At 49.8% G+C, this 20,904-nt stretch carries 16 protein-coding genes and 2 pseudogenes; 12 read left to right on the top strand and 6 right to left on the bottom strand.

The annotated features are described in order from the left end of the window. Nucleotides 1-205: 205 nt before the first annotated feature. From HBN79_RS24020 to HBN79_RS20040, 3 genes and pseudogenes are all read left to right on the top strand, one after another. Nucleotides 206-322 (top strand): annotated as a pseudogene (locus HBN79_RS24020) (glycoside hydrolase family 19 protein); the annotation flags it as partial. Further along, nucleotides 322-711, top strand: coding sequence for a hypothetical protein (locus HBN79_RS20035; RefSeq protein ID WP_346010147.1), 390 nt, complete (start codon nucleotides 322-324; stop codon nucleotides 709-711). The pseudogene HBN79_RS24020 and the gene HBN79_RS20035, both read left to right, overlap by 1 nt. A 256-nt stretch (nucleotides 712-967) precedes the next feature. Next, nucleotides 968-2,632 carry a BCCT family transporter gene (locus HBN79_RS20040; RefSeq protein ID WP_095023404.1) on the top strand — a complete coding sequence of 555 codons (1,665 nt, stop codon included), beginning with the start codon at nucleotides 968-970 and terminating at the stop codon, nucleotides 2,630-2,632. A gap of 90 nt (nucleotides 2,633-2,722) precedes the next feature. Here HBN79_RS20040 and HBN79_RS20045 read toward each other — a convergent pair whose 3' ends face one another. Continuing rightward, nucleotides 2,723-3,445 (bottom strand): 3'-5' exonuclease, encoded by a 723-nt coding sequence (locus HBN79_RS20045; RefSeq protein ID WP_095019783.1) that lies wholly within the window; start codon nucleotides 3,443-3,445, stop codon nucleotides 2,723-2,725. A 2-nt stretch (nucleotides 3,446-3,447) separates the two neighbouring features. Continuing rightward, nucleotides 3,448-5,322 (bottom strand): DUF294 nucleotidyltransferase-like domain-containing protein, encoded by a 1,875-nt coding sequence (locus HBN79_RS20050; RefSeq protein ID WP_095019782.1) that lies wholly within the window; start codon nucleotides 5,320-5,322, stop codon nucleotides 3,448-3,450. A 472-nt stretch (nucleotides 5,323-5,794) separates the two neighbouring features. On the opposite strand from HBN79_RS20050, the gene HBN79_RS20055 reads away from it, so the two are divergent. The 5 genes from HBN79_RS20055 (at nucleotide 5,795) to HBN79_RS20075 (ending at nucleotide 11,421) form a co-directional block, all read left to right on the top strand. After that, nucleotides 5,795-6,229 (top strand): YeeE/YedE family protein, encoded by a 435-nt coding sequence (locus HBN79_RS20055; RefSeq protein WP_169917087.1) that lies wholly within the window; start codon nucleotides 5,795-5,797, stop codon nucleotides 6,227-6,229. 2 nt (nucleotides 6,230-6,231) lie between these two features. Further along, nucleotides 6,232-6,654: a DUF6691 family protein gene (locus HBN79_RS20060; RefSeq protein ID WP_153328856.1), complete on the top strand. Its 423-nt coding sequence runs from the start codon at nucleotides 6,232-6,234 to the stop codon at nucleotides 6,652-6,654. 801 nt (nucleotides 6,655-7,455) lie between these two features. Beyond that, the gene (locus tag HBN79_RS20065; RefSeq protein WP_169917088.1) at nucleotides 7,456-8,988 is read left to right on the top strand and encodes a sensor domain-containing diguanylate cyclase; all 1,533 of its coding nucleotides are present in this window, start codon (nucleotides 7,456-7,458) and stop codon (nucleotides 8,986-8,988) included. Between the two features lie 288 nt (nucleotides 8,989-9,276). Next, on the top strand, nucleotides 9,277-10,842 hold the full coding sequence (locus HBN79_RS20070) for a PAS domain-containing methyl-accepting chemotaxis protein (protein ID WP_169917089.1): 1,566 nt from the start codon (nucleotides 9,277-9,279) through the stop codon (nucleotides 10,840-10,842). Between the two features lie 369 nt (nucleotides 10,843-11,211). After that, nucleotides 11,212-11,421: a hypothetical protein gene (locus HBN79_RS20075; RefSeq protein WP_048350899.1), complete on the top strand. Its 210-nt coding sequence runs from the start codon at nucleotides 11,212-11,214 to the stop codon at nucleotides 11,419-11,421. Nucleotides 11,422-11,658: 237 nt separating this feature from the next. On the opposite strand, the gene HBN79_RS20080 is transcribed toward HBN79_RS20075, so the two are convergent. Beyond that, on the bottom strand, nucleotides 11,659-12,783 hold the full coding sequence (locus tag HBN79_RS20080) for an alpha/beta hydrolase (RefSeq protein WP_169917090.1): 1,125 nt from the start codon (nucleotides 12,781-12,783) through the stop codon (nucleotides 11,659-11,661). Nucleotides 12,784-12,956: 173 nt separating this feature from the next. Between HBN79_RS20080 and HBN79_RS20085 the strand changes: the two are divergent. Continuing rightward, nucleotides 12,957-13,220 (top strand): annotated as a pseudogene (locus tag HBN79_RS20085) (DDE-type integrase/transposase/recombinase); the annotation flags it as partial. A 169-nt stretch (nucleotides 13,221-13,389) separates the two neighbouring features. Next, on the top strand, nucleotides 13,390-14,577 hold the full coding sequence (locus tag HBN79_RS20090) for a restriction endonuclease (RefSeq protein ID WP_169917091.1): 1,188 nt from the start codon (nucleotides 13,390-13,392) through the stop codon (nucleotides 14,575-14,577). Nucleotides 14,578-14,811: 234 nt separating this feature from the next. Here HBN79_RS20090 and HBN79_RS20095 read toward each other — a convergent pair whose 3' ends face one another. Continuing rightward, nucleotides 14,812-16,014, bottom strand: coding sequence for an XRE family transcriptional regulator (locus HBN79_RS20095; RefSeq protein WP_169917092.1), 1,203 nt, complete (start codon nucleotides 16,012-16,014; stop codon nucleotides 14,812-14,814). Further along, nucleotides 16,011-16,649 carry a hypothetical protein gene (locus tag HBN79_RS20100; RefSeq protein ID WP_169917093.1) on the bottom strand — a complete coding sequence of 213 codons (639 nt, stop codon included), beginning with the start codon at nucleotides 16,647-16,649 and terminating at the stop codon, nucleotides 16,011-16,013. The genes HBN79_RS20095 and HBN79_RS20100 overlap by 4 nt, the downstream gene beginning before the upstream one ends. A gap of 469 nt (nucleotides 16,650-17,118) precedes the next feature. Between HBN79_RS20100 and HBN79_RS20105 the strand changes: the two genes are divergently transcribed. Then, nucleotides 17,119-18,660, top strand: coding sequence for an AAA family ATPase (locus tag HBN79_RS20105; RefSeq protein ID WP_169917094.1), 1,542 nt, complete (start codon nucleotides 17,119-17,121; stop codon nucleotides 18,658-18,660). 421 nt (nucleotides 18,661-19,081) lie between these two features. Here the strand turns inward: HBN79_RS20105 and HBN79_RS24025 are convergent, their stop codons facing one another. Continuing rightward, on the bottom strand, nucleotides 19,082-19,411 hold the full coding sequence (locus tag HBN79_RS24025; RefSeq protein WP_262372719.1) for a 3'-5' exonuclease: 330 nt from the start codon (nucleotides 19,409-19,411) through the stop codon (nucleotides 19,082-19,084). A gap of 561 nt (nucleotides 19,412-19,972) precedes the next feature. Here HBN79_RS24025 and HBN79_RS20115 point away from each other — a divergent pair. Continuing rightward, entirely contained in the window at nucleotides 19,973-20,446 is a 474-nt protein-coding gene (locus HBN79_RS20115) for a hypothetical protein (RefSeq protein ID WP_169917095.1), read from the top strand. The last annotated feature ends 458 nt before the right edge of the window (nucleotides 20,447-20,904 follow it).

Consider the following 20,904-nt stretch of genomic DNA (forward strand, 5'->3'; position numbering starts at 1 on the left):
CAAAACAATAACCTGATAAACAAGGACGGTTTTCCCCGTCGTATTAGCGACATCGACTCTAAAAACAGCCCCCCCCCAGTTCATAGTTCCGTGCGTGGATGAGTGGTTGTATTACTTAAGCTGAGAGCTAGAGAATATCCCTAGGCACGACCGGAGCCACAAGCGTTTAATCGCACCGACGGGGCTAGTTGGCAAAGAGACCGACAACACCTTTGCCGACACTAGTCAGTTCGACAGGATCACCCAGCGCATCAATGGTGACCAGAATGGAGTGGCCGATCGGCAAGCGTTGTATGCCCAAACGCTCAAGGTGTTGGCGTGATGGCGGATACGGTGCTGGGTGCTGCTGATCATCCTTGCCCTGATGGTGGGCAGCGCGTGAACTGCATGGCCGTGGCAGGCCACGCCTACGATGAGCAATTGGTCGCCAAGGAAGCTGCCCACCAAACCAAGTTCACCCTTCTGGCCAATGCCAGCCCCACGCGGGTTCTGGCAGAGCAGGGCAAGTTCCTTACGCTGGAGCAATCGCTGGCAGCCAGTGACCGATCCTATTGCCGAACTCTGACCGATGCAAAAACCAAACAATCACGCCTGGGTGATCGCTTGCTACTGCCGACCTGCGGCTTTAAGTCCAACTCGACGGAGCTACGAATGGTTGTGACGCAGTGCAACCTACCACCGGTGCCGGCGGCATGGCTTTGGTGCCCTTAGAACCCAACTTGTTCCAGCGCATGCCCAACGAATTATCGGAGTCTACGGCGACGGCGATTAGGGACTAATCGCGTTGCAAGCCTGCAAAGGCTACGCGAGAGAAGTCTGTGGTAAGAAGTCAAAAGAGCTGAGGTTTTAGAAATTTTGTTCCCAAAGCTTGCTAGGATAGCTTGGCTAAAATCTCGTTTTACCATAGGAACAGCGGGGATAATGATAATTACACGTTTTATGACGTGAATCTCAAAAGGGGAATCTTATGGTTGGAAAGCCTACGGATGATAGTCCAAACACACCTTCTCAACCCAGTGAAGGCATTCCTGCTCCTACTGGAGCGGCCAATCTTATCGATACTGACTATGTCATTGGTCAAGACAACATCAAGGGAGAGTTTTCGTTCTCACTCGATATCCACGGTAAAGTTTTCATCATTTCAGCAGCCACCATTTTACTATTCGTGATTTTGACGCTGGCATTGCAGAATGAAGTAGAACCCCTTTTTAGCTCCATTCGAAACTGGCTAACCAGCCATCTAGCCTGGCTCTTCATGAGCATTGCGAACGTTTTTGTCTTGCTATGCATTGCACTTATTTTCTCTCCGCTGGGCAAGGTTCGTTTGGGCGGCAGAGATGCCAAACCAGACCATAGTTACGTCGGTTGGTTTTCAATGCTTTTTGCTGCGGGGATGGGCATTGGGTTGATGTTTTATGGGGTAGCCGAACCCATGTCGCATTACGCTGCTTCCATGGGAGGTGTGACAGTCGATGCGAGCGGTTTACGCACGGATTGGGCGCCCCTAGGAGGTGCCGAAGGTGATATGAAGGCATCTGCTGACTTGGCGATGGCGGCTACCATCTTTCACTGGGGACTCCATCCTTGGGCTATATACGCGATTGTGGCGCTGTCTTTAGCATTGTTTTCTTATAATAAAGGCTTGCCGCTTTCAATACGCTCAATTTTTTATCCACTATTGGGTGAGCGTGTCTGGGGATGGCCGGGACATATCATCGATATACTAGCGGTATTTGCCACGCTATTTGGTTTGGCGACCTCTTTAGGGATTGGCGCAGAACAGGCTGCTGCAGGGATTGAATATCTCTTCGGAATTCAATCGACGAATCTGAGCAAGGTTGTACTGATCGTTGGGATCACCATAATCGCTCTTTGGTCAGTCCTTTCCGGCTTGGACAAGGGCGTCAAAATGCTTTCCCAGATCAATATGGGGCTTGCGCTGCTCTTGTTGGTGTTCGTCATCATTGTGGGGCCGACTCTGGCTATTTTCACTGGATTCTTTAAAAATCTGGTGACTTATGTTGAATATTTGCCTGCGCTCTCAAACCCATTTGGACGTACTGATATCGAGTTCACTCAAGGCTGGACTGCCTTCTACTGGGCTTGGTGGATCAGTTGGTCACCATTTGTAGGCATGTTTATCGCTCGCGTCAGTCGTGGTCGAACTGTCAGAGAGTTTCTGATCTCTGTTCTACTTGTGCCTTCAGTAGTTTCTGTATTATGGATGACTACGTTTGGCGGTACGGCAATTGACCAAGTGACCACTCAAAGCCTTATGGGAGTCAAGGACGCGGTCTTAGAGCTGAAGTTGTTCGCCATGCTGGGAGAGCTCCCCCTCAAGGAGATCAGCTCATTCCTAGGTATTATTCTGGTCATAGTGTTCTTTATTACTTCCTCTGACTCCGGCTCATTGGTGATCGATACCATCACAGCTGGAGGCAAGGTTGACGCGCCTGTTCCTCAACGGGTGTTCTGGGCGGTAATCGAAGGCGTGATTGCGATTGCTCTGCTATTGGGGGGCGGTCTGGTGGCACTGCAGGCAATGGCAGTATCCACGGGGTTGCCTTTCGCAATAGTTCTAATGATAGGGTGTATCTCTCTAGTGAAAGGACTAATGTCTGAGCCTCGCTAGTCAGTATGAGCTAGGCTATAGGTAAGATTGACCTCAAGCTTCAAGGTGTAACATATCTATCTGCTTGCACCTTGAAGCTATTAACTTGGTTCAATTCCATAACTCACCGACAGGTGTGAGTGGCGAGTAGTGAGTTGCTATCTGCGCCTGCAACAACTCGGCAGTCGCGAGAGCATCGGTTAATGCATGATGTGCGTGATAAGCCGGCAGGTTCAACCTAGAGCGACTGTCTGCCAGCCGTATGGACTGTTGCTTGCGTCCAATCAGTCGGCCGAACCAGCTAATTTTTTGCCTATGGAAGTGTGCCTCTAACTGCATCGTATCGATTACTGGAAACTTAAGGCCTTCACCTAAATACCTACGCACTGCCTGATCCAAGAAGGCGCGCTCAATATTCCGGTAATGGACTACAATCACTCTGCCCGCCATGGCTTCAAGCAAAGGATCAAGCACCTGCGCAAACACAGGGGCATCTAAAATTTCGGCATGGGTTATGTGATGAAAGGTCACTGACTTTTCATTCAGTTCGGACGATGGTTTTATCACCCAGTAGAGTGAATTCCCGCAACAAATACGATTAAGCGTGAACGGCATAACACCAATACTCACGATGCTGTGGGACTGTGAGTCAAGGCCGGTAGTCTCTACGTCCATGGCCAGCAGTTGAACGCTCTCAATGGGTGCCAGCGCTGAAACCGCGCCAGCTTGATAGAACTTTCGTAATAGAGGATTAACCGAAATCTTCGCCAATGTCTCGAACTCGGCAGACCAGTCCAGCACTCTATTTTTAGGCTGCTTTTTTAGGTTTTTCATCGCTAAAAGCGGCCCTTTGAAGGATATCGGAATCGCAAGAAATTTTGGCCATTGCTCAACACCTGAAACGCTTCTTTGAGGTTATGTCGTTCACTGCTAGAAAAGCGCTCGGGCTCAATGTAGTTATTGAGTGATGCCCCCTGTTCAAGTGCGTCCGCCTGGTGTCGAATACGCACCATCAACAGGAACTCTAGTGCGTACCGAAGTTGCTTTAATGCTTCTGGAGGAATGACTTTACTGCGGGCTATAGCATCCATGCGATCAAATGAATTCTGAGCGGTACTGCCACATGCTAGTGCATGAATCCGGATAAGGTCGGTCAGCGGTGCCGTGCCACGCCCTTTAAGGTTGATGATCCTTTTTTGCTGTCCGTCAGTCTCAACGACAAAAGTACGAAAGAATCCTAATGGCGGCGTTCGATTAAGGGCAATACGAGCCATTGCGCTTAGAAATACAGGGTGTGTACTGGCTTTTCGAGCGCACAGGTCTTTAAGCTCTTGTACCAACTCAAGCTTGCCAAAAACCCCATCCAGATCGAAAAAAATACAGCTATTAAGCAACGTAGTTGGATTAGGTTTTTCGATCCACTGATCGAAGTAACTTCGCCATACCTTCAAAGGCTGTCGCCACTGCTCGTTGGTCGCCATGACCCCGCCCTTGCAGTAGCTGTAACCGCACGCGGCCAGTCCATCGCTAACAAACGTTGCCAGGGCTCGGAAGTAAGAGTCGTGTTGGATCGGATCGAAGCTGTCGTCGAGTACTAACGCGTTGTCCTGGTCAGTCACTAACAACTGCTCATCACGCGCCATTGATCCCAAAACCATAAAGCAGTAAGGCACTGGAGGCGGGCCTAACTTTTTCTCGGCCAGCTCAAGCAAACGCTGGGTAAAGGCACGGCCAATACCTGAAATCGCGCTTCCGATCATGTGCGCAGTAGCCCCGTCACGCACCATGCGGATATAGGTTCCTCGCAGGTCACGCAAAAGTGATCTCAGGCCTTCAACTGAGGTCTGGTTAGAGATTCTGTTAACCAAGTACAAACTGCTATGCGATTCGTACCTGATGATATCCGACAGGTTTATAAGGCCAATTGGATTACCATCGTGCACAACCGGCAAGTGATGAATATTGCGGCGCAACATCACAAGCATGGCTTCAAAAACTGAATCATCGGAGCCAATTACAACCGGATCGACTGTCATAATGTCGCTGGCACGAGTTTCGTCAGCGTTTAGGCCCACTGCAACAAATCGCGTGCGAAGGTCTCTATCTGTGACGATCCCTTCTATTTCAGCCGTCTTTAAACCTGCTGGAGACATGACTAGAACGCAGGATACACTTTGCTCAGTCATGATTTTTGCAGCGCCGCCGACAGAGATATCTGACGTGACCCACACCAAGGGACGTGAGATAAGGGCGCGACATTTGAGCTGAATAAGCTCACTAGCACGCCCCTGAGCTTCAACAGCAGTTTTGAGTCTCGAGTTTCCCTCTGCTTCAACGAAGTCAGCGAAAGCATCATGTTGCGCACAAAGGTCAGCGAAAACGTCGGCAGGGATGTAATAGATCAGGCTATCTTCCAACGCTCGGGCGGGAAAGCGTACCTTGTTGCTACGTAACAGACCTGCCTGACCGAATAGGTCACCTTCGACGAGACGGTCATAGAGCTCACCATTACGCCGGTAAATCTCCACCGCACCACTACGAACATAATGCAGATCCTGAATGGTCGCACCGGCTTCAAGAATGTCACTGCCGGCTTTGAAATAACTCACTTCAATTCGCCGAGCGATGGCGTCTACCGACTCCTTTGGCAGGGCATCAAAAGGAGCGAAACGATAGAGGTGGTCGCTAATCTCCTGTAACTCAATCTGCATGAAACCTCGTGATGCTGGAAAAATAAAAGTCGCGAGCGCCATAGTTGGCGAATGGGAATAGTCTTTCTGTATCGGCCACCACATCACATCCGGTGACTAGGATCAAGCTTCGTGGCTGACTTACGTTATGCGTTGTAACCACTTTGAGTAACTGCGTACGGTAATTTTTGCGATACCTAAAGGATCAATATTAATCGCCCCGGGTTTCTGAGGTGTTCAGCAATCACTATTCGCCTAGAAATGCCCCTCCTGAAATGCGGCAACCAGCCAAAAGCGGACTGATCGAACCTTGCCTCATCTTGTGTCCTTTTGAGGCTTCGATATCTCTAGGAGAGCCGGGGCGGATTCAGGGGCTGAAATCCTATACGGGTCTCGACAGGGTCTTTGATCGCCTTTAGGGGGAGCTCAGAATCTCAGGTGACACCTTTGAAATCCATGTCTTTTACCAGCACTTATATGCAGGAGATGCAAAATGAGCATTGATTGGATCAACTTCACGCCTTGGACTTCATTAGCTGGAGGCGCCTTGATAGGGCTGGCTGCTAGCTTGTTTATTCTCGCGAATGGACGCATCGCCGGCATCAGTGGACTGCTTGGAAGCGTGCTGCGATTCGATAGTGAGGGTTGGAGTGAGAAGGCGTTATTTCTTCTTGGTCTACTGATTTCTCCATTGTTGTGGGGAGCGTTTACCGTAATGCCAGAGATCGAGATTAAGGCAGGGTGGCCGACGTTGATCATTGCGGGCTTGCTTGTCGGAGTGGGTACTCGTTACGGATCTGGTTGTACAAGCGGCCATGGCGTTTGCGGGATCTCTCGACTCTCAGCACGATCCATCACGGCAACGATGTGCTTTATGTTTGCTGGCTTTGCAACGGTGTACGTCATCCGTCATGTGGTGGGAGCATGAAAATGATCAAGTTGACCGCCTTTTTTGCAGGACTGATCTTCGGCCTTGGTCTTCTCCTGGCAGGCATGGCGAATCCCGCCAAAGTATTAGCTTTTCTTGATTTGGCCGGGGCCTGGGATCCATCACTCGCACTGGTGATGGGTGGGGCCATCGCGGTGGCGATTATTCCCTTGAATTGGGCGCGCAAAAACAAACAATCCTTGTTGGGTGCCCCGATGCAGTTTCCAATGAAAAGGGAGTTGGATTCCCGCTTGATTGGCGGCAGCCTGTTGTTCGGTATAGGTTGGGGTCTTGCGGGGATATGTCCTGGGCCGGCGTTAACAATTCTGCTTACAGGGCACGACCAAATCATCATATTCGTATTGGCCATGTTGGCCGGAATGTACTTGTTTAACCTATTTGAACGTAGCGCACGACCCGATTAGGCTGAAACCGTGGACACGATACTGGGAGCACAGTCAGACTCTCAAACCTGCTGACCAGATGGATAACACGTATTTCCGGCCAATGAATATTTGATGTCCGGGCTGAACGATTCACAAGTCTTCATTTTCGCTGAGCGATTCTTGCTGGCCTGGAACCGAATAAAATTTTCGCTGATGGCGCTTAGCTTTTGATTGAACGATCCGGACTATGCTGCAAATTCCAATACCCAACTCGACCCTCGCGCAGAATCTGACTGCCAAAGCTGACCGATTGAAAAACCAAACAAGCACGCCTTCGTGACCGCTTTGCTGCTGATCTGCGGCTGTCAGTCCCACGCGATGTCACCGCCACAACTGGTTGTGACTGACCACAACTGCGGCGTGGTTTATTGCGCCCATAGAGCCCAACTTGACCGAGCTCATGCTAGACGAATCGTCGGCGACCATGGGCTGATCGCCCTGAAAACCTACCCAGGAAGTATCGGCAAGTAAAAAAAGGAGTGATCGAATCAACATGTTTTGGAGATGCTGTCTTTAGATTTTTAACCGTTTAGTTGATCTAGCCAAACAAAGCGCTATAAGGAGCTTGTCCCTTAAGTCTCAGTCTATAGTTTGGGTTTTTGTACTATGATTACTCTAGGCGAAAGGGTGGAGGTTGCAGTAAGTCTATTGTGCAGCTCTGTTTTTAAGGTCTAGTCAGCTACTTTGATTAGCTGATGCTCAGGTGTCTAGGTATGTTGAATTATGTCACTAATCTGAATAGTTATCTTAATGGCTATTGGTCAGTAATGGAGGTTCAGATTGTACCAGCATCGTGCTACCAAAACGAAAGCGGGCATAGCAGCCATCGCGTTTCTATTGATCACGCTCGTGCCTATGTGGGGCACGCTCCATGCTTGGCTTGATCAAGAGAACGTTTTGGTGGAAAAAGCTGCGGGTAGTGATGCGATGAATCTTGCCGTTGCATTCGATGTGCACGTTCAAAGCGTGGTTCGTTTTGTAGATACTTTAACTCAAGATTTGCGTGAGCATGCTGTTAAAGATCGAAGTGATTTTGGGCGCATAGTTAAAGAGGAGCTTGTGCTTTATGGGAATATGGTTGCTCAAGTTGCGCTGATATCTCCGGAGGGGATGCTAGTTTATTCGTCGCTAGCCCCAGCCTTTGGTGCGGTAGATCTGAGTGGTCGCGATCATTTTCGCGCCCATCGTGATAATCCTTCAAAAGATAAGTTATTTATTAGTAAGCCCGTGTTTGGCAGGGTTTCTGGTATTTGGTCTATACAGTTCACTCGACCAATAATTGAGGGTGATAAGTTCTCAGGGGTCGTGGTAGTGTCAATCCCTATGTCTTTCTTTTCGGATTTTTATAAAAAAATTAATGTTGGGGCTAATGGTTTGATTGCTCTTGTAGGTATGGATCGTGTTCCTCGTGCAGTGGCATCAAAGGATAGTGGTGCTATTAATTTTGGCGAGTTATTGCTTTTGAAAAGTGCGCCATATTTTGTTAAGGAAGTGTTGTCTGAAGGGCTATATAAAGGAGTTAGTGCATTCGATGGGTCTGAGAGCTTGACCGCATACCGTCGCTTAGAAGACGCTGGTTTGGTTGTTCTTGTTCAGCTTTCACCTGAAGATTATTTGATGTCATCTGGTAAGCGTCATAAAGTGCTAATTTTTTGTGCAAGTGCTGTCACGATATTGCTACTGTCTTTTGCTTTGTTGATATATTCCACCGTGTGGCAGCATTTGAAGGATGCAAAAGCCCTCAAGCAGGCTCACAAAACTCTTCGGGAACTTGTAAATGTTGATATTTTAACTGGCGCACTGAGCAGGAGCCATTTTTTAGAAGTCCTTGAGAAGGAGTTCAGGGATTCAGAATCCTGCGGTACGAAGTTAAGCTTGATATTGATTGATATTGATCATTTCAAGCAAGTAAATGATACGTATGGGCATCCGATTGGAGATATTGTTCTGAAACAGGTGGTTGCTGTGTGTTGCGCCGAACTTCGAACACATGATAGTTTTGGGCGGCTAGGGGGGGAGGAGTTTGGTGTGATCCTCCCATGTACGGATGGGGCAAGCGCCGTCGGTGTTGCAGAGAAGTTACGGCTGGCGATTGAATGCTCAAAGATTTCAACAAGTAAAGGTCTAGTTTGGGTGACTGTTAGCATGGGTGTAGCATTCGCGCAGCCCTCGGGAGATGCCCCAAGTAAGTTAGTTGTTAGAGCGGATGATGCGCTTTACTGTGCAAAGCAAGCTGGTCGTAATAGGGTCTGTTCTGCTCGTGGAAATGATGACGCTTCGCAAGTTACGACGCTGTCGACAAATGACTCTTAGTGTTTGGCGGCAAGGTTAAGCGGATCGAATAAAGTAAGCGTGGCTTTTATTTTTGAAGGAAAGTTACAGCCTGCGCGAAGCGGCTATTTATTGGAGCTGTTTTACACCTCGGTCGTGTTGATGCGATGGAGGACTCATAGAGTTTGGTGGCAGCTTGTTCGTTATTGCCAATGGGCCGCATTCCGAGCGCAGACAGATTACTAGGTGCAAAATACCCTATGGAAATACTTATTAAGCTTTTCATATTAGCTGCCGATACCCTTGGCACAGGGCAAGGGATCTATCTAAATGAGAAACAATCAACCGGTCACGCAGCGCGAGATTGCCTTGGGAGCGCAACAAAAACTTATTTCTACAACTGATGCACGAGGTGTCATTACGTATTGCAATGATGCTTTTGTCGAGATCAGCGGTTTCAATAAGTCAGATCTTATAGGCGCGCCCCAAAATATCGTCCGACATCCCGATGTCCCCTCTGCCATATTTTCTCATATGTGGGGCGCTCTCAAACAGGGCCAGCCTTGGATGGGTATCGTAAAGAACCGAACTAGCAGTGGCGACCATTACTGGGTGAATGCTTATGTCACTCCAATTTTCGAGGGCAGCCAGGTAATTGGTTATGAATCGGTCAGGGTTAAGCCTACGACCGATCAAATTCGACGCGCAGAGAACCTTTACAATCGCCTAAACCTAGGCAAGTCGGCTATCCCCAGCAGTGACAAATGGAAACCTATCCTCATGGACTGGCTACCACTTTTGGCTATGGGGCTAGTGGGCTCCTTAGGGGGAGTATTTTTCAGTACTTCTCTGGCATTAACCTTGGCGGTATTAATATCTGTTCTCTTCGGGCTGATTGTTTCGCGTCAGAAAAATCAAGGGGCGCTGCATCTGTTGAAAATGGCTGACCCCACAACCTCGGATCAGTTAATTGCACAGATGTATAGCGATGAGCGCGGCCCACAGGCGCGGCTTGAAACCGCATTTGTGAGCCAGACATCGAGGCTCAAGACTTGCCTTACTCGTTTGCAAGACACCGCAGAGCAGCTCACTGGTCTGGCTGAAAGGTCGGATAACCTTGCCTCAGATAGCTCGCGCGGACTTGAACGTCAGCGAGTCGAGACTGAGCAAGTGTCAGCTGCAGTTAGTCAGATGGCTGCGACCACGCAGGAGGTCGCAACCCACGTTCAGAGAACCGCTAGCGCTACTCAAGAAGCCAATGAGCTAACAGGACGGGGCCGTGATGTAGCTCGAGATACCCGAGAGGCCATCCAACGCCTCTCGATCGTTGTCGGAGAGACTGGCCAAGCGGTTGCACAGTTAGCTAAAGACAGCAATGAAATCGGAACGGTTGTCGATGTCATTAAAGGTATTGCCGATCAAACCAACTTGCTTGCTTTGAATGCCGCGATCGAAGCTGCACGTGCTGGAGATATGGGCCGAGGCTTTGCTGTGGTTGCAGACGAGGTGCGTCAGTTGGCACAACGCACCACTCAGTCAACTATTCAAATTCATAGCCTGATCTCCAAGCTGCAAACCTCGTCAAATAGTGCTGTTAAAACCATGGAGAATGGACATCGCCAAGCTGAAGAAGGAGTCGCCTGGGTACTAGAAGCTGACAAGGCATTGGTCGGTATTAGTGATGCGGTAGCTCACATTACTGATATGACCACCCAGATCGCCGCAGCGACTGAAGAGCAAACTGCCGTTGCAGAGGAGATTAGTCGCAACATTACGACCATCGCAAATCTTGCAGATCAAACATCTCAACAAGCAAGAAGCTCGGCAGAGCTCAGCAAAGAATTAACTCAAACAGCGACAACCCAGTACTCATTGGTCGAACGATTCAACCGGTAACAAACGAACCTTCTCTACAAAAGCCCGCTCTGTGCGGGCTCTCAATTGCGCTCTTAGCCTGGCTCTGATCTCAAGGTTTTGCGAGAGCAAATCCAAGGTTTAGAGGGGCTTGTTGATAGCGGTGCCAATCAGCTAACCCTCTCCCATGCTGAGCGCAAAGTGTCCCGGTTTCTGTCAGAAGCCTTCGCCCAGTTACCGATGTGACTCGTGCTTACACGTGGTAAATACCGCGAGCTGACTGGCAGGTTACAGCGCAAGGAAGCATGCAAGTGACCGATAACTGTCTTTGGCCAGCGACAGCTCTGGGTCGAGGCTGACTGCCGGTGGGCAACCGCTATACTGATTTGACTACTGAGAGGGCGGGTATTGATGAAGAGGACAATTCTGGGAATGACTGAGGCTGGCGAGCCGTTGATCTTAGAGGCCTTAGAAGCTCTGCGTCTTTATCGCGAGGCTAAAACTTTAGGCCGCCCTCAAGAAGAAATTGATCAACTGAAAATATTGGCTGATTCGCTAGTCCAGACAGTAACCGATTATCAGCTTTTAGCGGCTGGTGCTGACTTCATAACGCTTCACTAGAATGGATTACACTTGAGAAATGCATCTCCGCATCAGTTGCGCTTTTTATTCGTAAGCGGTTGGAGAACACACCTTACGATCCTGAGTAATAAGGACGTTTGTGTCCGCGTAATTTAAGCGGACGCAAATACCCTTAATGCGCCAAGGTAAGTCCTGTCTGAAGGACGTGCTGACTCGTCTTTCGACGCAGCGGGCAAGTGATATTACGGAGTTGCTACCGCATAAGTGGGCGCCCGTTTAACAACGCTTTGATGCTTGCCGGGTAGCTGATTGCATGCTCTTAAGAAAAGCCGTGATTTCAGCCCTGTAAGCGCTACTTTCCTCTGGAATCAGCTTGTCAAACATCTGCGAGCCGTGAAACTGCCCCTCCCAGCAACGATATCTAGTCTGAACACCGGCCTCGCTTAATCGCATAGCGTAGGCTTCGCCTTCCGGTTGCAACTGATCATACTCAACACACATCACTAATGCGGGCGGAAGCCCACGCATGCTTGCAGCAAGCAGTGGCGAAGCGAGAGGATCATGAGCGTCCCTCTCCTCGCGCAAATAAATCGGAGCATAGCTTTTAGCGCTCCCGATGTGGATGTTCTCCCCCGCAAAATCGAGCGTTCGATTGCTTGTAAAATCAGTCACAGGGATTTCCAGAACCTGTGCGGTAATCCGGGGCCCGCTCCGATCCCGCGCCATCTGTGCTACCACGGCAGCGAGGTTACCACCGGCACTGGCACCGCCTACAGAGATGCGCAAAGGATCGACGTCGATATCCCCGGCGTGCTTGGCGACCCAGAGCAGCGCGGCATAGGAATCTTCGGCTGGCACGGGAAACGGATTTTCCGGTGAAAGGCGATAGTCGACGGACACTACCGCACACCCGAGTTCCCTCACCAGTGCACGACAGGTGTTGTCACTTTGATCAAGCGTACCGAGGTAAAAGCCGCCGCCATGGTAGTAGATATGGCATGGCAGGGGGCTTTGCCTATCATCAGGAAGGTAGAGCCGGAGGATGATTTCTCCATCCTGGACAGGAATCAAAATGTCCTTCTCCGGCCCAGCCGGATCCTGCGACGTGCGAAGGGAGTAATAATGGTCTTCGAGCATCGCGTGCATCGCTTCACGCAACTCTCCCGGTGTCGTGTCGCTTGCCGGCGTTGGCAGTGTTTGCATCGCTTCGAACATGCTCTTCAGCTGGGGCAGCAAGGGCATTTCATTCTCCTGGGAACAAATATTGGTGGCGGTAACGCACACGTCTTGTATGGCGATCCGACCTTCAAGCGATCCCGTATTGGTTCCATTGAATGGTATTTCGTTGCAACGGCTAACGTGGTCGAATACACGAAAATACTGGTGTTCTGCAATGCTCACTACATCGTCCATTCGAACTATGTGCGAACTCCGTTGTACTCTTGCGGAGAAAAAATCATAGGCCATGTGGATGCGAAAGACCGTATGCGTGCGGGCATCCTTTTTTGGCAACCAAACCGGTTGCCACTTATGTGGAAGGAGCTCTGTAATCTCACTTGCCCGCTGCGTCGGCAGGGTGCCGCCGACGTCCAAGGAAGTACGGAGGTAAACCTGCGGTGGCTTCACCCAACTTACTGAAGCGTCAGTTTGATGTGGTGGAACCCAACACCGTTTGGGTCACTGACATCACCTACATCCGCACGTACGAAGGCTGGCTGTATTTGGCAGTGGTACTGGACTTGTTTTCTCGCCAAGTAGTTGGCTGGTCAATGAAACCGCAGATGACAAGCGATTTGGCCATTGATGCATTATTGATGGCCGTAGTGTCTAAAGAACCCGGGGCGATTCATTGGATAGGACTGGCCGATCCGATCTGAGGCTCGCTTCCAACCATCTGGGCGCGTGAAGTATCTTTGACGGTGTGGATTTGCAGTTGGTTGAAATCATGCTGCCATGGTACGGAATAGCGCTAGAGGTTCAGTATGGGTTGTGAATTGGGGGATAGGGATGACAGCGTATGCGGACAAGGAATTAGAACGGTTAATCCAGAATGCCCAGAGGGATCTGCAGGTATGGGCCGTTGCTAACAACCTTTGGTACGACAGTAGCTTCACCAGCTTTGCCGAGCGCGTAGACAGCGAGCCTGGTGAGGATGCTGTGATTTTCATTCTTTGTAGCAGTGGAGATCTGGCGCGCCTTCTCGATGAGGATCTTGACCCAGAACTGCGTGCGCAATTTGACCGAATTGTAGAAGCACATGGCTTTTGGTATGACAATCACGATGGCTGTTCATACTATTTTTTCGCAGCGGCAGAAGAGTTGCAGACCGCCTACGACCAGTTTTTTCATTGGAAGTGGGTGTGCAGCCTGATCATCGAGGATTTCGGTGATGTTTACTCAGAGCTGTACCAGTATTTTCAAGCTCGGCCTGAGCGACTTTATAACCTTCATCATCGCGAATTCGAAATCCTCCTCTACCGAGTTTTCCAGAGCCTCGGCTATGAGTCCGAGCTTGGGCCAGGGGTCGGAGATGGCGGGGTTGATGTCCGGTTGCTTCAGCGAGGCCCGCTGGGAGACACCTTGGTTTACGTGCAAGCCAAACGCTATGCGCCGAGACGTCCCATAGGCCTTGAAGCAGTGCAAGCGTTACGTGGTGCTGTAGCAAACGACGGGGTCGAACGAGGTATATTTGTGACCACGTCGCGTTATCTACGCAGCGCGGAAACGTTTGCACGTCGTTCGAATGGAAAACTGGAGCTGAAGACTTCGGCCGACGTTGCTCAATGGTGTCAGCAGGCTCAAGAAGGGATTATCCGGGATAAATCCGTCTTGGTATCAGATGCTCATCTTCTTTCAGTGCTGCGCCGCAGTGAAGGTGGAAGTCAGGCCTTGGTCGTACATGCTCGAACTGGGTATCAAACCATTGGTAACAGTTTTGCCCTTGTCCTCAAAGAAACCAAGCATGCCGCCCTGCTCATGAGGCTACCAAGGCAGATCATTGGGCAGGATGCGCATGGGCTAGAAGGGCACGAACTGCCCATCTTGGATAAGCAGATCCTAAATGCAAAAAATATCGACACCGTTTTTCGGGCGAAGCGATCAGTAGATAGTCAAGGGCGGGTGGACTACTGGGATGGCAGAAATCTTTACTCGATATGGGATAGGAAGCCAAGTTTCTTCAGCCATATCGACTGATATCTCAATCGGCACTTGGCGCCGTTGTCGTCGTTTACCTAATATCTTCATCAGCTTGGCGCTGGTGGGGATTGGAGTGCTGGAGCCCGTTTCTTGCAAATCACACACATGACATAACCCCCAGCGTCTATAGTCCGCAGGCTTCTTAGCCAACACATGCAATAATCTGGGTCAGAATTTCAAACAATGACGCGAGCGCCCAACAGAGGGCGTTCGTCTAGTGGCGGATTTGAATCATTTACCCCGATTGAAGGGGAGCACTACAGCACTGTCGTCAGACTTAACCGCCGAGTTGCTGCTCACCATGGACTTAAGCTTCGCTAGATGGAAAACAGAAGCCTTCCCCGACAGATAACGCTCCGGCAAGCCCGCCAGCTTTTCGACATCATTTGCAGCCAAACCGATATAGCTCGATACCGACTCAATCGGCATAACCCCAGAAGACGATAACAACTCGATCGTGCGCTTGAGAAGCCGAGGTTGTTCAGGGGCGCGCGCGTCATCGCCTGGCTCGGATTTGGCTCCCCACCTGGCAGACCTTCGCTTGAACAAAACAAGCTTCGCATCAGCGTCGATGATCTTGAGCGCTTCAAGACGCATGATCATGGCCGCGACTGAGACGCCCCAGCGCTGCTTGAGCAACAGTAGGCTGTCCAGCGTGACGGGAGTCCTCACGTCAGCTGCAAACGTTTCTGCCGGCAGCAAAAATGCTCCCGCAAATCGATGAGCCTGTGACTCCATCAACTTGTATCGCTCGGGATCCGTTGAGCGGTCTATGCCTTTGTGAAGGATGAGATGGCCGAGCTCGTGCGCCAAGTCAAATCGACTGCGAAAGCCATTACCTTTGTCGGCTGACAGAAGTATCAGTGGCCGTTGAAGTTCGTAGCTCCATGCAGAAAGGCCTTCGATTGGCGCGATACCCGTTTCCTCCCGCACTACGATAACGCCGGCACCTTCCACAGCCATTGCCAAATCAGGAATTGCACGACGGCCAAGACTCCAGAGGTCTCTGCATTCACTGGCAGCTTCCTCGATGTCGGAATTGGCGATTTGCTGAGGATCGGTGAACGACCTGACCGGAAGATTTACGTCCGGAAAGTCCACGAATTCGTTCATCGCCAAGACAATGTCCTGCGTCCATTCTAGCCGGGCTTCCAGCATCGCCCGCGCGGAGACGTGTGCAGACGCATTGCTTCGAAAAAGAGGCAGCGACCCCTTCTTAGGAAGAGGGCGGGTGAACCATTCAGGGCTGACATTGATGACCTTGGAGAGGCTGTCTAGTGCCTCCGCTTCTGGTGCCTGCTGCCCAGACTTCCACTTGCTGATTGTGGCCGGCGATACGCCGACCATGGCAGCGAGCTGTACTTGCGAAAGCGCTCGGACAGCCAATGCTTGAATTAATCGACCTGGCTGAAAGTCTGTAATGCCCCGGCTCATGTTTCTTCCTGTCCTCCGAGCTCGATGAAGCCCGCTTTGAGTTTTACTGTTGCGTTGTCGGCCTGCTTCGGAGCCGCATCATAGCGATCTAGGAACTGGCTCAAAGTTTCCCGAAACAGCCACCCGTCCATTTTCGGATTGGGCACTGCGATGTAGACCTGCAGTGGCTTCTCGGGGTGGTGATGCAGTGAGCCACTGAAGCGTGCGACGAAGAAAAACGCCCCCGAGGTCACATCCTGTGGCCCAAAAAGAGACGGCTGCACCAGTTGGCTCATGGCTTCATTCGCTTCAGCCAGCTCACGTCGGATGGTGCTACGAGTGGGGCGATTCCAGTTCGTCGTACTCATGTTCAAGCGCGCAAATTTGAACATCCCAGCCACGCCCACGATCACGCGGTTGCCTTGGGAGGAAATCAGCTCAGAGTTGGATGCTTCCAGCAAATCACTGAAGCGCTCGTTCATCTGGATGTGCCGCATGTACCCCAGCGCAGTTTTCCTCTGCTTTTTACTGACCTCTTTCGTCAACCCAAAGGCTTGTAGCGCACCTGCGGCAAAGGCGTCTTCGACACCCATCACAAGGTCACGCGGAACGTTGGCGATTAGCAAAGCGGCGATAGTATCCGGATTTGGGATCATGTAGTCGTGCTCAGGTTTCGGTTTTCGAGATTATACACCTTAAAAATTTCGTGTTAGTAGGTGTTTTCTGGGTTTTGATGTTGTTATGAGCCTTATTATCGGTTTTTCGCCTACCGCTTGCATAAGGTCGTAGGCGAATCGTGCCTGTCATTTAGGATTAGGTGACATGGAGATGGACGCCTTTGTGGGCATAAGGAAAGCGTCCCGCCCCCATTAGCGCCAGGGTCGCCCGTCCTAACCGGATTGTTTTTCTTCTCCCGTACCAGTCGTGCGACGTCCTTTACACTGGTGTCGCTGGTCGACCTTTTTTGTTCGACCAGGCATCTCAGGCTAAGAGGCGACCAGCACTATGCGCGCGTAGTTTCGGGTAAAGCTATTTGCTGGCTCGATAGTCTCCGAATTTTGTGATACGTATAGCAAATAGCCACATAGTCTTGCAGCGTTGCTAAGTCAAATATTTGGAGAACCGATGAAGTACAGGGAAAGTAATCTAGATAAGAAATTACGGAAGTGGTTTTGTAAGGATAATACCAAAGCGCTACTTCGAAGCATTCAAATCTCAACGGGGGGCATTCGCGGGCTGACGTCATTCAAGGTAAATCTAGACTATCCGATTACCGCGTTTGCCGGAGTTAATGGATCCGGAAAGTCAACTATGCTGGCGCTCGCTGCCTGCGCTTATCACAATAAGTCGAAAGGATTCAAACTTCCGAAACGCACCAGAAGTTATTACACGTTCTCCGATTTTTTCGTGCAGCATTCAGAAGAGATTGCTCCTCCTGGAGTAGAAATTTGGTATACCTTCGCTCATGACAATTGGAAAGGCAGACCTGAAGGGATTGGAACCCAAGTACGAAAAAAGAAGGCCGGCGGTAAGTGGAACGACTACGATACTAGGATTAACCGGACAGTGGTTTTTTTGGGTATTGAACGTATTGTTCCTCATGCTGAACGAAGTCAGTCACGATCTTACTCTCGCGCCTTCAAAGACTTGAGAGTTCATGGTTGGGAGCAAAAAGTTAAGGATGCGGTCGGTTATGTCCTTGGAAAGCGATACGATGATTACCGGCAATTAGAATACAGGAAGTACGGCCTCCCAATAGTTAAGGTCGGTGATGTGATTTACTCTGGTTTTAACATGGGTGCAGGTGAAAATGCATTATTTGATATATTCTCCACAATTTATGCTTCCGGCGAAGGCGCCTTATTAGTTCTCGACGAAATTGAGCTTGGCCTCCACGCAAAGGCTCAAAGACTATTCATTGAGCGTCTAAAAGAAGTTTGCATGAGCACGGGCACTCAAGTTATATGCACGACACATTCAAAGCAAGTCTTTCAGTGTCTACCTGACGACGCTAGGTTTTTTATTGAGAAGAACGGAGGCAAGACGAAGATCACCCCCGGTGTTTCAGCGGAATTTGCGTTCTCGAAAATGGGAGCGATTGGTGAAAAAGAACTCGAAATATTTGTTGAAGACCCAGTCGCAAAGGTAATGATCGAAACAGTATTGGATGGAAATACCCGCAGCAGAGTCAATGTCACTCGTATCGGCTCCGCCGCTGCAGTGGCTCGCCAGTTAGCAGCCAACTATCTAAAAAATGAGCATGCAAACATATTGGCTGTATATGATGCTGATCAGAGAAAGCTCCAAGCTAAAAACATAGAGCATGCCAAAAACATGGCGGAGCGAAAGGATGATGAAATCACCAATTGGTTACTTGCACGAACAAGTTATCTACCAGGTGACACATGGCCTGAAGCCTGGCTTTTGCAAAAATGCGGCGAAATACCTCAAGAGCTCGGTGTTGAACTAGGTGTTGATTCTAGGCGCGCATCTGCAATTGTCGAATATGCATTGCAAGCAGGTAAACATGAGGAATTCGCCGAAATCGGTGAGCAAGTTAACCTAGAGCCAGAGCGATGCCTCATATTGGTGTGCGGTATTGTATATAAAAACTTCTCTGAAGAATTCGATGACTTAAAAAATACGATTTCACTCATGCTACCTTGAGATGCTGAACTCAGATTTCGCCAGGTTTGGTCTTGGCGAACGCATTAGAGGCAGGGTATGAAATGCAGGTGATTAACGCACCCCAGGCGAGGCGGCATTTCAGTAGGCTTTTGCGGCTCCTGCAGGAAGGCCACTCGTTCGTGATAGCTAGAGTAGGCCGGTTTGCAAGCTTGTACTATCGCAACCGGTGGGGCCTCCTCAGGATTGAGCAGCTCATATCAATGTAGGGCTCATCGGGCGTGCCGGCCTGGTGCAATTTACAGTTGCCTGCATGCCATCTCCTGGCATTGAGATGGGGTAAGCCTTCGATTCGGGATGGGAGCGCAGCAACCCCTACGTCTCGCTCAAGTTGCCTTGCACCTTAGTCAACCCACGATGCCCAAGCCGCATTTGGAAATCGCGTAATAAATGCTCCTAGCTCTTAGCCAACTTCCACATAGGTTCCTGCACCATCTACTTTCGCTTGCTGAATGGATGTGAGCTGTTTGCAGAAGTCGGTGAGGGCAGGATTGATCTGCGGTCGAACGAAACTCTGGAACTCATCAATGACTTTAAGCGTTTCCAGATCGATCACCACCAAGCCAATCTCAATCGTCTTCATCTGTTCAGGGACGACTGCGAGCGGCCTTAGAGATTCGTTTGCGCCAACCTCATCACAGGTTGCCTCAAGGTCTACACAATAGAGGTAGCGGAATGACGCGAGGACGTTTTGAATGGCTTGGAGGTGAAGAAGCTTTGCTTCAATACTCATGGCTGGGGTGACCTAATATAGAGTCTGTGCAGGTTTCACCTAGCCTTCAACCCAATGTAGCAGTGCGTGAAAGGGGGAGCTGTGGTGCAATAAGCCAACCACCACATAGCTATCCGTAAATCAGCGCGGGCGTAAAAAACGTTAGAATCATGACCGTTCGTCGCTTATTTTAAAGCCTTTTTTTAGAGAAACTTTCCACTTTTCATTCATCCGGTCACCTGAAGGCTGCGGTGTCAATCGTGGCATGTTATGCCAGCACCAAGAACGCATCAGTCGGAATGAAAGATGACTCTATACCATCGTCTGTGAGTATTTTTCGAAATTTATCAGAAGGTTACCGCACACGTATAGTCGCAGCGTGTTCGTTTCTTGGGCCGAATTGATCGCGTAAATTGTTGAAAGTCTACGATGTAGAGCAGTAAAAAATGCATATATGGTAGTGTGTCAATTTATGCCATATGTTTGCTAACCTACTGATTAACATGGTTTTATAGGGGGGCGCATCCTTGACGATTTACTCTAGCGCGACTTGACTCCTCCTCACTAACGAGGAGACGAACCATGCCTTTGTCCATCCTGTTTCACGCTGAATCTGACCCCGTCGCTATTGATGACGTCACCAGCCACCAGCTGTTCAGTTGCCCACGGTGGAAGAGCTCGAATTTTGATGTAATGCCTGAGGCGGCCAAGCAACGATTTGCAATCTTGTACCACCGACCGATTTTTGAATCCAATGCTCTGGTACTTGGGCCATACAGGATCTTATCCTGCGATGATTGGCCCGATGATTCGGTCGTAAATCATTATAAGTTAAAATCAGATCATGCAAAGACCTCGTCTCCTTGGGGGGCAGGGGTTACAACCTACTTATCGATACAAGAAGTCCGATATCTGTGCGTCAAGGTGGTCGCCCGCTGTCCTGTGGCGAATAAAGGCCGAATGGTACATGCATTATCTCCCTTATTTACGCGCAACTTTACTTGCCCGATGTCGGTATTCCCGATCACTGATACTAATAAAAATTTAAACTTCTGATAATTCTCTGCACTGTCTGTTTCCAATCATGCTGGGTGCTGCTGGGTTTACTTCGAAGATAATTCCACCCATATGTGCGAGCTTTTTTGAAGGCCGGACTCGTGATAGTGAGTAAGTCGGGGTGATATTTCGATACGCTAGACGAGCTAGGCCGTGGGCGGGATCTGCGTGAGCGGCAATTGATCGTCAAAATGCTTTGCAAGCAACTGGAGCAAGAGCTCGGAGTGGCTTTCTCTTGTTTCAGAGTCTGTGATTCTTGGTAACCCGATCACATGCCAAGTTTTTTGAAGTCGTCCTTGGAGTGGATTTTTTCCGCATTACATCCGAATCCGAAGAAGATAATGTCGCAAGCTATGGATTCACGCGCGAGGGTTATTCGTGCTGTATGTGTGATGTTGTGAAAGCCTGGGCTCTGTTTTTTCACAAGTATTGCTTCGGCGGTAGTGATATTTGGTTTC

Origin of the sequence: Pseudomonas sp. WS 5051 (genome assembly GCF_012985715.1) — a bacterium.
Taxonomy (GTDB): Bacteria; Pseudomonadota; Gammaproteobacteria; order Pseudomonadales; family Pseudomonadaceae; genus Aquipseudomonas; species Aquipseudomonas bubulae.